Here is a 15,361-nt window from a genome sequence, read left to right on the forward strand (position 1 = left end):
CACAAATACAATTGTGTAAGTAAATAAGCGTGTAAGAAAACAAAGGCCCCCGCAAAATATTCATATACAATAGCTTACGTTTATAAGCGAGCCCGACAAAACTTACAATTATAGCTTTTAAACCACAGTTTTTGAGCCATGGATTCTTTTTTTGGCATCTTCTGCAAGCGAAACATTTCCATTATTTAACTTCAGCTCAGATAAAAAGCAATTAACCATTGTATTTAATCTGCTATATAAATTTCTTTTTCGTTGTATTGTAAACAATTTTGTTTTTTGAAATGAAATTAACTCGAGCTAACAATGTATTTAATATAAGAAAGATCTCTTTAAATTTTTCCACATTATGTTTAATTACATCAAAGAGGAAGTTCATTAGTGACCAAGTCGTACATAAAAGAGGCACTGGTGTAAGCTGCGTAATCTTGGACAGAGTCCTCCTTTTCTTCATTAGCAAAATCGCACGCTGATTTAATTGATATTGCTAGTGGCTTCGGCTTTTGTGCATGTGCAGCACTATAAAACACACCATAACTCTCCATTTCCACACCTATAAGCTTCCTACTTTGAGCCTTTATTCTATCTATTTCCTGATTGGATTGAATCACTGCAGGTACTGACGCCATAGGCCCGATATGTATATTTAGTGCAGTAGCTGGCGGTGTAGAAGGGTAATTCTCTCTAATCTTATCTATATATTTTCGGTTTCGCTTTATGTCTAAGAGTAGCTCTTTAATGTCTTCATTCAAAGTTTTATGCTTTGGGTCCGGGAGAAATAAATTACCTTTCTCTTTATCTCCCTTAATTTTGCCGCTAGATGCATCCCAAATTTCTTCAGCAATCATTATATCTCCGAGGTTTACTTCCCCTTTGATTCCAGCCGCGATTCCTGACATAATTATATATCTTGGCCGAAAATGATGTATAAGTTTCATTGAAAGAGTTGAAGCCGCACACATTCCCATTTGCGGCGTACACGCAGCAACAATTCTAATAGTTTTGTTACCTTTTTCGAATTGACCAATGTAGAATCCAGTTTGATCATTGGCCATTGGATGAGCTTTAAATTTCCAATCTAACGAAAGAACTTTTTTCAATTCCTTGTCTAAAGCCGTTATAATCGCTATATCAAAGTCATATTCCTTGAGCGCGTCAACTTGGATTTCTTTTTTGGAATCAATTAGGTATTCTATCTTGTTCCTTAGAAGTTCTTTCCAAGTTTCAATATCTTTTTGATACTCAATTAAAAACCATAGATTTTTACTAAAATCTTTTGAATACTGACTAATGTACTCAGGCTTTCCTGAAATACCAAGGATGTGAAAAGGGCACTTTTTATTTGGATCGAGTTTTATTTCATTTAAGAAATCAATGCCGTTTTCCGGAGTCTCGGTATCTCCGAAGTCATTTGGAAGAACGAGGTCCAAGATTAATAAATCATATTTATTCTCCTCTAGAAGCCTCCTGGCGTTATTGGTGTCAGCGACGACATCAATTTTGTTTTTAATTTCTGGATATTCGAAGAGTACTCGTTTAATGTCCGCTACCTTCAAACTATTATCATCAACAATTAGTATAGAAATCATTTATAATGCTTTAATTTTGGATTTAAGTTCTGTTTGCCATTGAGTCTGCGACGAGTTGTAATAGATACATCCTAAGTAGAAAGTTGGAAATTCATTAAATAGGTTGTCGTCAATCTTAGAGAGCGAAACACCTCCAAAATCTTCATATTGAGTTAATATTAGTGAAGGAATTGAAATATTTTCCCTTTCCATTTCTTGAAGAATAATTTCTCCTCCGCGATCAAGTGTTTCGCCTCCGTCATCGAAGTCTGTAATATCGAATGTTGGCAAGCTCATATCTAATATTAATAAATCATATCTATTATCCAAAATTGCCTCTAGTCCACTTTGAAAAGATCTTTTTATCACTAGCTCTTCTGGAGAAATATCTAAGTCTGTCAGTAAAAATAATTCTACTACAGATGATTTATTGGTATCATTTTCAACAATTAGAATTTTCATACAAGAAGATTATTTACAGATATGATAAGCTTGACATTGAATGTATTGTCGTGTAAATCGAAAACAATTTCGTTTGACTTATCTCGAAAGACATTTTTTAAAATATTATTAGCTTTATAAAAACCCGATTTACCTTCCCCTCGGATAGCAGTATAATTTGTTGATAATAAGGCTAATTTGATCTCATCCATTTTCTTTTCTAGATTAGAATCTAAATTCTCACCAGCTAAAGGGTTTATGAAATCAATTATTAAAATTTCCTGTTCTAAATGAAATTTAACCTCTGCAGGTTGAGAAAGCAAATTATTTTCCTTGAAGTAGTTAAAAATGTTAGTTATGAATATTTTTAACAAATCGACAAAATGCGTAAAATATGCCCCTTTGAACATTGTTTCAGTTTCTAATGACTCTGAAAAAAAGATCAAAAAAGGGCTATTGATATTGTTAACGATTTGTAAGCTTGTATTAAATGCGTCGGCGAGTGTGAAATCGATTTCATCATTCTTACTTCGATTGAACCATCTAATTACCACATCCACACCTGATTGTGTATTAGTACGACAATCTGCAATATTTTTCATCAATTTAGTGGACTGTGATCTATCCAGAAGATCTGTCAAATCCGCTTCTAGCTCATCTAAATAGCTAATTAGCATAAACTTTACTTCTTCATCAATTTCTGTTCGAATACGTTTCAAGTTTTGGGCTGTCATATCCCAAAGGATTTCAAAAATACTGTTTACAAACTCGTTAAAATCTGTTATCAGTTGAATTTTTGCTATAAATATAGAATACAGCACATCCTTATGCCATTGTGGAATATACATATAACCAAACCAGCCTGATTGCACCGTTTTCGCATCCTCAGTTTTTATCTGGATGAAGCGGTCTTTAAGTTCAGAAATAAAAGCATCTATATTTGCTGAAAACACAGCCATTCTGGCTTCGAATTTTTCTTTTATATCACCTTCAAGGCCAAGTTGATGCACTGACCAAAAAGTGCTTGGCAAATAATCACCATCTTCTGAGCTTTTCGAAGTAACTAAGTTAAGCTCTTGAAATGGCTTTCTCAGCTGACCAATTATTGTCCCATGTCTGATGCGTTGACTTAAATAGTAATCCAAACCATAGTAGTTGCTAAACAGAAATTTGTCTCTAACTTGAATAAACAACTGTATAAATAATTCAAAATGTATATCTGTTTTTCGTATTGATTTCTTGTAGGTATCAGTGTCAATATTTCCGACCATTAAATCAAGTAATGCATCATAGCTTATCCCGGTAGCATCTATGTTTTTTAAATTCATTAATTCCGAAATATTCCTAAATCTATTAAATCCTTTATTAATTTCGCTTAATTCATGACCAATAATACCATTCTCATCAACGTATATCATACTTTGATCTATTTCTTTTATTCTTTGCTGAACCGTTAGCCTTTTTGTCAATTCCGAAATCTCTTTGCTATACTCTGTAAGATTTTTAATATCAATTTTAGAAAGCGCCTGACAAATTTCTATTCGTTCTTTAATAACCTGTAGCGAGTTTTTAAAAACCACAGCTTTTCTTGATATAATTTTTGAATTAGATACTAATCGCAAAAAATGCATCTCAGCTTCGCCAATACGAGGTAGTAGGCTAAATAATTCAGTTGGTCTATTAGCCTTGACTGATCTCATAAATAAATCATAGGCAATAAATTTTACATGTGCCTCATTAGCACTTAGGTACATAAAAATTGGAAAATTAACATTGCTATGAAAAACGTTCCTAAATCTTTGCTTTACAATATCATCAACTGCCTTTGTACAATCGATTGTGAGGACAAGTTTCTCATTCATCAAATAAGTTTCGACATAAAGATTTATAGCTGAATTGAAATCTTCAAGATTAACGTAGCACTTAAATAAACAAAGCACAATAAGCTCATATTGAAAACCTAAATGCTGATTTTGTTTTATGATTTTCTCTAATGCAACCTTAGCAGCCTGAAAGTCATTTTTAACGAAATAAGTTAATGCTTTATAATAATAATGTCGATATTTTGGAATCTTTCCTTTAAATTTTTCGTTGTTAGAATCGTTAATCAACGATAAGAAGAAATCTTGAGTTAGTGAAGTCGGTTTGCCTAATAGCAAGTATTTTTTCTGCTTATCCAAACCTTTTAAGGCACCGAAATTTAAGGGATTGTAAGATTTTGAATAACAAAATGCTCGGTTATTTTCATTAAAATATTCGACTTTTATATTTCGTTCTAGAAAAGACACAAGCTCTTGAGAAAAGTCAAAATTAGATACTACATTAGCCTGAGTTAACAAATCAACAAATTTTTCATTCGGATCTTCTTTCTTTGTTAAATATGCAAAGAGAAGCTTGGAAATGCTATTCAAAAATGAATCATTTACGGAGACTGCTTGTAATTCAATCTGCAAATGAATATGAGATTTGACATATAACTCCAGCACGCTAAACTCATTAGGACATTCAAGCAAATAGATCTTCCCTAAAATAATGACTTCATAGTATTTACCTTCAGTGTAAAGATCTAAAAGGTCTATTTTTTCATTGTCCACTATGACTTCTTCTTTTTCATCATCTAACAAACCAATGATTTTAGTTAGCAAAGGATCATCAATTTTCTTATTCAAGAAACAACATTTTTCAAGACATAAAGCATGTTCTCCATTAGATCGTTCACTTCCCGATAAGTGCACAAGAACATCACGTATTAATAGATATTTATCAACAACTGAATAGTTGGAACACACTGAAAACAGTCCATTTAAATCATTGAACGAATAGTTTAGTGGATTTAAGCGATAGTTGAAGAAATTTATATAGTGATCTGGTACTCCGATATAGGAGCTAGTTAGTTTTGTTTGATAATTAAAATAAGATATGTCTTCCTCAACTTTTGAACTAAAAAAATGAAGTAAAAAAAAGAAACCACTGTCAGTTACTGGAATTTTTTGTGAAGCATTTAAAAGTTTAAAATTAAACTCAAGTCCTTTTTGGAACTGAACCTGTAAAAATTCATTTTCAATCGACCAATTTGAATAGCTAATGGAGCTATTTATCTTTCTAATAATTTCCGCAGATTCTTCATATTCTCCAAGTAAAAACTTTTTTTCAAATTCATCACGCAAAGCTAGGAACTTGTTTATCTCTGATGAGAAATGATCTATTTGTAGGCAAAACCAATTTAAATGAATTTCATAATCACAATCTAATGTATTACCGCCTAAACCTAGGTTAACCTTTTCTTTCAATAGGCAATTACCTACAATAAAGGTCATAAAACTTTTAGGAAGTTCCCGAACGATTGTTTGTTGTTCCTTGAAAGTATACTTAAGCTTTAAATTATTAAATAGTGCTTTTTTATTCGTTTTGGGATTAAACAGTAATGTTTTAAATTGTTGATAGGTCTTAGACATTGAGAAGTGCGTTAGGGTATTACTTAGAAGCCCAAAATAAAAAATTTAAGCATGTATAACAGTTTTTTTGGAATGATATGCAGAAAACAGCGAACCTAGCTACTTTTGAAGCGAAAAAATTTAATCTTTTTAAATTGTGCAATAAAATTTGACAAAGAGAGACTTATATCTATAGAGACGGCTTTAGATATTATCCTCTTGAAATTATTCTCTTGCTTTCAATATTTCAACTTTTTCCTTTTCGCTAGCCAATAATTTTTCATAGAGTTTTCTATTTTCTTCGTACAACTCTATCACTTTTTCAAGGGGATTGAAAGTAACTTGATAGCCAATATTCGCACCAGTGTTATTTGAATTTTCGTAGTTATTCTGAATATTATAGATCATTTTTTCTTCATCGAAATTTCTAATCGAATCAGCAGGAACCCCCAAAACTAAAGCAATTTTCTCTAGAGTAGAATCTTCTATGACCTCGCTCTGTTCAAGTTTGCTAACAGATTGTTGGCTGATCCCCAATTCTGAAGCCAATGCGTCTTGCTTCATACCTCTCAATTCCCTTAAACGACTAATTTTTCGTCCTAAATGCATGCGATTGTTTTTTTCTGAGGTTTCCATATTCCAAATATATCTAAATTTTCCTTTGGTAAAAAACAACTAGTCTAGTGTATTAAACAACTTGTTATGGTTCGGTACGGCGATATTGATTTAGAAATTAGAGAAAACAAATCAAAAATGCCATGACAGTAGCTACTTTAAGCCCCTCCCAAATCATTTCGAACCAACTAAATGTATTTATTGAATTACTGGTAAAGAAATTTGAGCCATTGAAAATTTATTCATTTTGCAGAATCATAAAATCCGATAATCGTTTAGGATGATTTACGACTAGCCTAGATAAAAATGAGCCACATTACTTTCTGCTAATGATAATGGAAAGCTCAACTAGGAATGAGCACGAAGCCCAGGATTTTTGCAGATCCAAATTTAATGAAGGTAAGATTACCATACTTTCTCATGGAAATGAAACCATTAAGGAGCGTATCAAAAAAAACAACAGGTTTTTCATTACGATATTAAACCAAGGGAGGCTTCTCTATAATAATACTGGAGTCCTGGCGCAGGACACCGAAATCGAATTTGATCCCAGCCAAAACTTTGAAAAGGCCAAAAAGCATTTTGAACATCGGATAAAATTGGCTCAGGGATTTTTAGATGCTGCAGAAGATAGTTATGCTAATCAACATTATGCTATTGCAGTTTTTTTGACCCACCAGGTCATTGAACAATGCACCATTGCATTGATAAGGGAACATCTCGCTTACAGGTCAGATATTCATCACTTAGGCCGTCAACTCGATCTCTGCTGTTGCTTCTCAGAAGAACTTTCTAATCTTTTTAGAACTACAAAGGATGATCTATCATTATTTGAAATTTTACTAAGGAGCTATTCCCAGGCAAGATATAAGGATACATTTAAAGTTGATTCGGAAGATGCGGATAAACTTATATCAAAAGCATATGCATTTTTCAAACTCACAAAAGAGATTTGCACCAATAAAATAGATGAATTTAAATTGCAGAATGAGCTGCAAAAAGAAATAGAGGTAGGTTTTGAATAATTTAATTCCCGACATACCTTTTTACAGGTTTTTTAAACTCCCGTTCAAAAATCCAACCCGATTGCTAGAAAGAAAAACCCTGGATTCATTATCAGAATTCAGGTCACCAAAACGCGGCTACCTTTCTGTCAACGTAAAACATTTGGGTTTTGTTAACGAGATACTTACCTCCTCGATCAGTATCGGAAAAGAAGATACAGAATTCGTATACCTGAGGGTAACACAGGATCATTTACTTATCAGCTGCAGCGTGGATACAGATGAATTTTATTTAAGCAGATATGCCTACTTTTTTCTAAATAAATATTTATGGTTTTATCATGAAAAAAGCTTTGAGGACTATTACTATCCGGATTTCTTGGATGCTGATAATGGAACTTCGAAATATCTGAAAATCGCGAGCGATAGCAAGGGGCTAACCATTAAACTAAAAGATCCATTTAGGAATCTTTTTAAACCAGGCGTTTCGCTTCCACTTGTTCCATTAGAAAACGAGGCAAGAACCAATATTTTCATTGAGCCACAATTATCGGATTCGTATAGATAATTTCACACCGGTTATCGCATATTGCATTTTAGATCCTTTGAATCTACACGAGAAATACAATGAAGAAAAAGAATTGCCCTTAATCATTCCTTTTACAGCAACCCTAAATAATGACAAAATAAATTTTAAATCATTATTGACATACCTAAACAGTAAAACAACATCAGACGATCTGGAACTCAATTCAGCGCAGCTTATTTTGAACGACATCTGCGAAGAAATGTGGGAGAACTCTTTTTACTTTCAAACTAAAAACCATAAAGATGAAAATTATCACAGAACTTTTTCCGAAAGAAAAAAATTACAGTTTGATCTCTGGAAAAGTGCACTTCCACAACTTATGAATGAACGGTTCATGTGCTATCAATGGATTTATGGCTTAAGATACATAAAAGGAAAGCCGACAAAAAAAGATATTCGATTCTGTCAGGTTGCGAGTGATATACCTCAACTGAAATTTTTTCTGATTGACAAAGGAGAATACTATTTCCTTGACCTTAAATTTATGGTTAATGGCAAGCTCTCCAATTTTGCTCCGATTTTTAACATGTTCTTTTTTGCTGCCTCAGAAAAGGACCCAATGGAATTTTATCTTTTTGCATCAATGGCCGATGCAGAACTTGTATTTTATTTCTCAAAAATAAGTTTTCGATTGCCGATACTCAAGAAACATTATGAATCCCACTTGAAGCCCTTTGTTCAACAAATTGAGCAAACCTATGGCTTAACCAAAAGATAGTCCTACACCAAATGCCTGTCCATTCTGGAATTTTAGAATGGGCAGGATTTTTTTCGTAGATGTAAAAAGCAAACTTGAGGGTGGATATTGAGCGGCAGGGTTTGCAGGCCACAAATGCGTGGTGGGTGAATTATCAATTAGCTTTTTTCTGCTTATCCTTCAAACTTTTTTTTGCTTGCCTGGCGCTTTCATAATCTTTCTTTGCCTGGGCTTCCTTTAGGCTTGCCTCAACTAATACCTTATGTTGATGTATTTGGAGATCAGCGTTTTTTATCAGGTTCTCTTTGTCTTTCAGATAATGCCCGTCAATTTCAATGGCGAGCTCTGGGTAGGCACCGCGTATCACCTTAAATTTATCTGATTCGGTTTCGAGCTCGCCGTTCCTGAAAATTAAAGAAATGGAACTCCCTAAAGAAATTGCAACAACAAGAAAAATAATTATAGCACCAGTAAAATAGAACTTTGAGTTTATTTCGTATTGATGCTTTAGTTTAAATGCCTTGGGTAAGTGCTCAATTTTCTCCTTTAACTCATTCATCGAAACTGCGAATTTATTAAGTTCCTCAATAGAAGGCATTAATTCTCCATCAGGCGTAGTTATTGTAGTCTTATCATCGGCTTGGGAATGCTGTTGCTCGATGATAACTGATAGCTTTTCATCGTGGGATTTCATCTGACCAATAAGCAGATCCATGATCTCTTCTATATTTTCTAATTTTTCATTTATCTTTTCCATTAGATTGCATTTAATTTTTAATTACCTACCTCTTCCCTGGCTTTGTTCTTCATCATAACCGGTTCCTCTTTTTTTCTTTTTTCTCGGCTCCGGTTCAGCGTGGATTGGTGAGAACGTCGGCGTAAACAGAATTTCCAATATATCAGTCAGTTTGGACGATTCAGTATACTTCTCCTTACCAAGAGAACTTTCACTAAATTCCCTTTCTGGCAAGCTTGTTTTGGTAGAATCCTGTTGAACAGATATATCCTGAAAAAAGGCATTGAGCTTACCATAACTGAGTGATCTGTCAATTTCTGAACCTTTAAAAATATATTCTCCGCTCTTGAATGAAATGCCCTGTATTTCGTTGCCACCGTTCTTATATTTGAAAACCATTTCAATACCGGCATTGGATAGTTTATTTCCAAAGTTCTTCCAGTTTTCGCTGCTTTTTTGCGCTAATTTAATTTGGTCAAAAAGCTGATACCGGATCTTATCGCTCCCTTTAAGTGCCTTTCTGTTAACTTTGTCTCTATCCTTTGCCATAAATAACCCATGCTTTATGGTTATGTCCTTGCAAGCCGCAACGTTTTTTTTGAACTGGAACTGATCGGAGATTGTCTTTCCATCATTATCCACACGATTATAAATTATGTGTAAGTGGGGATGATGGTTATCGTTATGGCGGACAACAAGAAACTGCGTATTTCTTATGCCCATGAGTTTCAAATATTCCATCGCCATTGCCAACATATTTTCATTACTCAATTTAACTCTATCAACTTCGCTCCAGCTAAGAGAAGTATGGGCTACAGCTTTTGAAAGCTCCGGATTCATTTTTCTTTGCAAATCAAAATCCCTTACAATGAGGGATGGATTATCCATCCTGATCCCATCCCCATGAAGAATCTCTGCATCTTTCTTATTTACCACATAACGAACACAACCACCAAAGCTTTTTCCAATTACAACTTTTCCTATCATTCCCTGAAATACTTAGCAATCAATTCATGTATCTCACCTATTAACTCCCTACATTTTTTCTGGAACACCAATAGTCCTTGCTCATGAGAAAGCTTGGTGAGTTGGTTCAGGTTGTTTGCCATTCCAGCGAGTATCCTGAATACCCTTAAATCCTCAGGACTTATTCTCGGTGAAACCTTTCCCGCTTTAGCCGCCTGGCGAAACCAATCACTGATTTTAATTCCAGCCTTATTAGCCTTTCCCTCAATGATAAAATGATCCGTTTTGCTCAATCTCACCATAATAATCTTTTCTCGTTTTATCTTCTTTACCGGTCTGCCTCCCTTGGACTTTCCGGCACTAAATAGTTCTTCCATCAGGGTTCTAATTTTTCTTCACCTACTTTTTGCGACCACCGGGAGTAAAAAGGCAAGTTCTTTTTCGCCAGAGCGAAAAAGGTTTTTGTATAGCAAAAACATAAACTTGCTCCCTCAAAGTTTTTTAGAAAATCCGTCGCAGAATATAGGTTGATAAAACGTTATTTATTTAAAAAAATCAGACTCCCAGAAGGATTGAAAGACGGCAGATAATTAATATAACCGGACCGGCATAAATCCTTAATACACTTATGGTAAGTGCTGGTTGATCTGATCTTTGAAATTCTCATTAGCTTTTTTCTGGTGACAACAATTGGATTCATCATTCCACCACTGGCCCAGCACTGTACGATTGATGTGAAGAGGCTGATATGTAAGGGCGAAATTACATGGTCTTCCGCTGCCTTGCACAGGAAAACTGATAGTGGTGTAACCATTCTCATCTCAGAATATTTGGGTTTTTTGGAAACTGCAAAACCTTATTAATCTCCTCCACGCTGTAATACATGGTTCCACCAATTTTGGTAAAACTTAGCGTTCCATTATTTCTAAGGGTTTGAAGGGTTCCGGTGGATATGCCCAATAATTTTCTGACTTCATTGCTACGAAGCCATTTTTTATCGGTCGGTTTTTCTGGAGCCAGAAATGCTTTAAGTTCTTTAAATAGATCTGATTTGAAATCCATCAAATCAGATTTGGTCATAATTTCTATAGACATAAGATTCAATTAGTTTGGCGACATTGCCAGCACAAAATTGAATCAGAAAATAGCATTTTATATGACCAGTTGTTTGCTTTGGTCAAATGAAACGTGTTTTGATCTAGGGTTTTGGATTAACAGGTATAATTTTGAAGAGTTTGTTGGATTCTGATACATCAGAGCCTTTAATCAGCTTTCCAGTTTTATTAGCGGGAAAGTAATTCCTAAGGGTTTCAAGAGAGATTTCGCTTTCTCCATGTTGAAAGTATCTGGCAATCATCTTATACCACGGGCTTTGGGACTGTGAGCTAGCTAATTTTTTTCCATCAGGTGTTTGGAGATTCTGAATCTGCTTTATCAAATCTATTAACTGTGGTAAATTACCGTCTAGAAGTCTTATTTTCTGATCCGACTCGTAACGGTTTAGGGATTTAATTTGACCCTTTAATAGTAAAATTTCTTGCTTAAGTCTTAATATCTCTATATCCTGTTCAGAAACAACTATTTCCAAGCTCTTTTTAATATGCCATTTATCGAACCGCACAAGAATATCCTTGAATTTCCTTAAGGCTTCGAGGCTTTTAATTGTATCTAATGCCGTTATATTTTTTTTATGGTAATGGGCAATTTGATCTTCAATTTTATCTAAAACATGCGTAAAAAATTCCTTTTCAGTATTCAAATTGTTATAAGAAACAAACCAACCAAGGTGGAATTGATAGTATTCTGCATATTCTCCAAATTCAAGGCTGAAGAATTTTTTGAAGAAAAAATTATCTCCTTTTTTCCTGTCAAACTTAATTGGATTACCGATCTCATACTTGTGCGGGCTTTTATCAAATGGATCTCTAAATTTGAAATATTCTATCATAAAATAATTCTACTGTATAATCTAAATTAAACATTAAATGTAGAAATGGGAACTTGACGAATACTTTTGAAAAACTTTAAAATACTAGCCATGGCAATTTATTTTTGTTCTACATGTGTGGCTTCTAATACCAACTGTATGGTTTGTTAAAACAAATCTTGCGTATTACATCAATAATCAATCGTTTTCTTACATTGATTTTTACTAATAATCAAAATTTTGAGTTAATTATTTTCATGGAAAAATTCAACTCTAGTTTCCGACATAATATGACTACCCATCCTGAAGTATACATATGGCACTTATGAAACATATATTGAAAAATAAAAATAATTTCCAAATAAGCTTACATACAGATCTGGGAACTGACTTTCATACTTAAGAAAGTTTGAAAGCTATATCAGTAAAAATAAAAACCTCAATATACCAAATGCCCTCAAAAGCTTTGACCTATTGAGGGCATTAATGTTAAGCCACCAAAAATATTAATCTCTCAGGTGTTTTAGTTAATTCTGTTATTACCAATGCTCCTTGTGGATATTGATAAACCTATTAAGCAGGTTCCATTGTTTTGCATATACCTTGTCATTGATATTTTACCTTGAATATAAGAGAAATATGACATATCTAGCTTCATGATTTTAGGGAAGATAAACGAGAGTTCCACTTACTGTAAAGGTGGGATGTTCTACGCTTTTCAGCTGACCCAGTAACGCTCCAGAGACAGGATGATTAAGATAGTCTACCGTAAATTGATCTGAACCGAAACGCTCAGTTATCAATGGATCAGCAATTTTTCCGGTAAAGCCCGCATTTACGCTCTCATTAGTAATAGGCTGGATAGGCATTAAGGTAAATTTTAGGAGGCCAGTTGACGAAACGGTATATGTATAGTAAAAACCCATTTGATAACGGTTTGGCCCCGTGTAAACATCAGCTAACAAAATCAATGTCTTGTTTTCTGCTTTTAGATTAAAGTAAAGAGCCCCAAGTCTAAAATTATAAAAAGGTATGGCTAGTAGTGGTGGCACTATTGCGGCCCTTCTTTGCTCAAAATCTATTCCCCAACCCGGATAAGTGGTTGCATCGGGCGCGATCACCCTTAACCGATTGTATGACATCTCCTGGTATAAAGAAAAAAGTGGTAAGATGAAAGGCGCTAACTCAGTACGTACGGCGTCCAAACTAATGTAATACAACTTCTTAACAGGATCCCATATCAATTCAGAAATGGGCTTTCCCTTAAATGAAATTGGTTCTTTTAGCAATAGCCCAGTTGTAGAATAGGTGTATTTCGTAGCTATGTTTTTAAGTTCACCATTTTCAACCCAGGCAAAAGAAATCGCTTTGGTTGTATAATCTAGCTTAATTTGTGTCTTTGTACCATCTTCTAATTGGAAGAAGAGTTTTTTATTTACCTCCAGATAGGCATTACTTGCTGTAATAATATTTAACAAGCCTTTTGAATTGTAGGCCGTTTGCTCAGCCTGTGTAGCCTTTACCAGAACCAGCTTACTTTGCGAAATCTGTCCTGTCATTTTAATTGTGTCGCCTAGGACCTTATCGAAAGTAAAATCCACATCAAAAAACGGTAGCGTACTATGTAATGTGGGAATATAACCAAAAGTATCAAAGTAAAGCACCAAATTTTGTGCTGCCTTTATTCGATAAGAGCTCTCGGTGCTTTTAGTTGCTGCATCTGGAGAAAGGTCAGATAGCATCGTTACCCTATTTTTATCATTAAAGCTAATATGGAATGAATATCCCATACTGTATAATGAGTTTGCATAAGGATCGTCACCTCCATATACCCTTGGGTAGTAGGTGGCTTTCCAGCCATACGTACTTCCTTTAAGCATATCATAGTGTGCCTCCAAAGCATCAGTAATACGGGTTTCGGGCTTTAGACCATCGATCAAAAGCTCTTTCTTTTCACAGCCAGTTAGCAAGGCAGACAAAAGTATTATATATGTGATTAATTTTTTCATTTTGTTTAGTTTAAACGTTATTGCCCCATTAACCCGTAGAAATAAGAACTTGGATCACTTACCTTATAAAAAGCACCTAATGACCCTACATTGGCAATTTCTCCAGGAATAATCTGATTGATCCAATCAGCCTTGAAACGATTGTTTTGTAGATAGGCATGGATACCAACGAAATCTGATTTAAAGTACTGCATAAAACCATGATTCGTATCTGCCTGTTGAATCGCCTTTTCCTTAAAAGTAGTAATGCCGGTGTTGGGATTTATATCAATATCAAAATCTATTTCAGGCTCATAAACAACAGTTCTTATCGTGAGGCGGTAACGAATGGTCATAAGGGTTCGGGACTTAAAGAACATGGTCATATCCTCGATCGCAAATCCGTTATTGTTGAGTTCAGCTAAGACAGCATCTTTCCAGAGTTGCAAAAATTCAGGAGACTGTTTGGGGTCCGTAGCCGGATTGGCATAAAGCTTAGTATATCCTACATCCGGGCCAATCATCTGATATAATTGTGGTGGGAAAATCTTATAGAGCTGTTTCTGTACTTCGGTTTGCAGCTGATAGAAATTGATGTTAAAAGCTGCCTTATAATAATTTACAACAAATTGTTCCTTTTGCTTGAACTTTAACTGTGCATCCACTGGAGCTAAGGCGACTATCTGGTTATACTTTACACGGCCCATCATGAGCATGTTTGAGGCTTGCTCGGCAAAGTCCTCTAGTGGCGAAACCCTTGCATACTGCGTGATAAATCCCAAAGAGCGTGCCTCAGCTAAGGTTCGCTGGGTCCAGTTAGCGTCATAACCTCCCTTGGACACAAGTTGGTAGTCTGGTTGAATGTCCACCGTTTGGTTTAGGATATGTGTATATTCATGTTGAATAACCTGAATGAGCTGTTTAACCGACGCCAAGTTCCCCTTGTTGAAACTATTGATAACATATAGTACAACTTTACGTCCTCCCTCTGCGGTACCCAAGGTTATCGATCCATCTGAATTGAACTCTGCATTACCAGCCAGAACAAATTGTTTTGGGGAATGGAGCTTAATAAAATCTGCACCACCGGCGACTTCGAAAGGCCTTATCCACAAATCCCTTACCGTCTCCATAGCAGAAATAACCAAGTTCTCTTTTGGCGGGGTAAGGTATCTCCCATAATCATAATCGAAGCGATCAAACCGATACTTTGTTTCTATATTATAAGGATTTAGGAAATTGTCATCCAGCCAAAGGTCTATCGCCGTTTTATTCGTAATCATATTTTGATCTATAAGATCTAGATTGGCGTTTAAGGCTTCCTCTTTTTTGCATGCGGTGAGAGCTGTGAGTAAAATGAGTATCACAGAACCAAATTGAAATATTTTTTTCATCTTTA

Annotated in this window: 14 protein-coding genes; 3 read left to right on the forward strand and 11 right to left on the reverse strand. The window is 34.8% G+C overall.

Translation table 11 applies throughout. The features are described from left to right. Nucleotides 1–359: 359 nt before the first annotated feature. The 4 genes from EZ449_RS04830 to EZ449_RS04845 all read right to left on the reverse strand — a co-directional run bounded on the left by EZ449_RS04830 (nt 360) and on the right by EZ449_RS04845 (nt 6,076). Nucleotides 360–1,586, reverse strand: a complete 1,227-nt coding sequence (locus tag EZ449_RS04830) for a phosphorylase family protein (RefSeq protein ID WP_131556838.1) — start codon at nt 1,584–1,586, stop codon at nt 360–362. Then, nucleotides 1,587–2,027 (reverse strand): response regulator, encoded by a 441-nt coding sequence (locus EZ449_RS04835; protein ID WP_131556839.1) that lies wholly within the window; start codon nt 2,025–2,027, stop codon nt 1,587–1,589. Then, nucleotides 2,024–5,461 (reverse strand): hypothetical protein, encoded by a 3,438-nt coding sequence (locus EZ449_RS04840; protein ID WP_131556840.1) that lies wholly within the window; start codon nt 5,459–5,461, stop codon nt 2,024–2,026. Before EZ449_RS04840 ends, EZ449_RS04835 begins: the two co-directional genes overlap by 4 nt. A 204-nt stretch (nt 5,462–5,665) precedes the next feature. Further along, a complete protein-coding gene (locus EZ449_RS04845; RefSeq protein WP_131556841.1) occupies nt 5,666–6,076 on the reverse strand; it encodes a helix-turn-helix domain-containing protein in 411 nt (136 codons plus the stop codon). Nucleotides 6,077–6,390: 314 nt separating this feature from the next. On the opposite strand from EZ449_RS04845, the gene EZ449_RS04850 reads away from it, so the two are divergent. The 3 genes from EZ449_RS04850 to EZ449_RS04860 all read left to right on the forward strand — a co-directional run bounded on the left by EZ449_RS04850 (nt 6,391) and on the right by EZ449_RS04860 (nt 8,366). Continuing rightward, a complete protein-coding gene (locus tag EZ449_RS04850; RefSeq protein ID WP_165499696.1) occupies nt 6,391–7,080 on the forward strand; it encodes a HEPN domain-containing protein in 690 nt (229 codons plus the stop codon). Nucleotides 7,081–7,141: 61 nt separating this feature from the next. Continuing rightward, on the forward strand, nt 7,142–7,627 hold the full coding sequence (locus EZ449_RS04855; protein ID WP_131556843.1) for a hypothetical protein: 486 nt from the start codon (nt 7,142–7,144) through the stop codon (nt 7,625–7,627). Between the two features lie 37 nt (nt 7,628–7,664). Continuing rightward, complete coding sequence (locus tag EZ449_RS04860) at nt 7,665–8,366, forward strand: hypothetical protein (protein ID WP_165499697.1); 702 nt, start codon at nt 7,665–7,667, stop codon at nt 8,364–8,366. Nucleotides 8,367–8,499: 133 nt separating this feature from the next. Here the strand turns inward: EZ449_RS04860 and EZ449_RS04865 are convergent, their stop codons facing one another. From EZ449_RS04865 to EZ449_RS04895, 7 genes are all read right to left on the reverse strand, one after another. Next, nucleotides 8,500–9,102 carry a hypothetical protein gene (locus EZ449_RS04865; RefSeq protein WP_131556845.1) on the reverse strand — a complete coding sequence of 201 codons (603 nt, stop codon included), beginning with the start codon at nt 9,100–9,102 and terminating at the stop codon, nt 8,500–8,502. A 21-nt stretch (nt 9,103–9,123) separates the two neighbouring features. Then, nucleotides 9,124–10,068 (reverse strand): relaxase/mobilization nuclease domain-containing protein, encoded by a 945-nt coding sequence (locus tag EZ449_RS04870; RefSeq protein WP_131556846.1) that lies wholly within the window; start codon nt 10,066–10,068, stop codon nt 9,124–9,126. After that, nucleotides 10,065–10,424, reverse strand: a complete 360-nt coding sequence (locus EZ449_RS04875) for a plasmid mobilization protein (RefSeq protein WP_131556847.1) — start codon at nt 10,422–10,424, stop codon at nt 10,065–10,067. Before EZ449_RS04875 ends, EZ449_RS04870 begins: the two co-directional genes overlap by 4 nt. A gap of 439 nt (nt 10,425–10,863) precedes the next feature. Next, nucleotides 10,864–11,142 carry a helix-turn-helix domain-containing protein gene (locus EZ449_RS04880; protein ID WP_131556848.1) on the reverse strand — a complete coding sequence of 93 codons (279 nt, stop codon included), beginning with the start codon at nt 11,140–11,142 and terminating at the stop codon, nt 10,864–10,866. Between the two features lie 103 nt (nt 11,143–11,245). Next, the gene (locus EZ449_RS04885) at nt 11,246–11,995 is read right to left on the reverse strand and encodes a hypothetical protein (protein WP_131556849.1); all 750 of its coding nucleotides are present in this window, start codon (nt 11,993–11,995) and stop codon (nt 11,246–11,248) included. 641 nt (nt 11,996–12,636) lie between these two features. Continuing rightward, nucleotides 12,637–13,983 (reverse strand): DUF4302 domain-containing protein, encoded by a 1,347-nt coding sequence (locus EZ449_RS04890; protein WP_131556850.1) that lies wholly within the window; start codon nt 13,981–13,983, stop codon nt 12,637–12,639. Nucleotides 13,984–14,000: 17 nt separating this feature from the next. Then, entirely contained in the window at nt 14,001–15,356 is a 1,356-nt protein-coding gene (locus EZ449_RS04895; protein WP_131556851.1) for a zinc-binding metallopeptidase, read from the reverse strand. Between the last annotated feature and the right edge of the window lie 5 nt (nt 15,357–15,361).

This window comes from Pedobacter frigidisoli (genome assembly GCF_004331675.1).
GTDB lineage: Bacteria > Bacteroidota > Bacteroidia > Sphingobacteriales > Sphingobacteriaceae > Pedobacter > Pedobacter frigidisoli.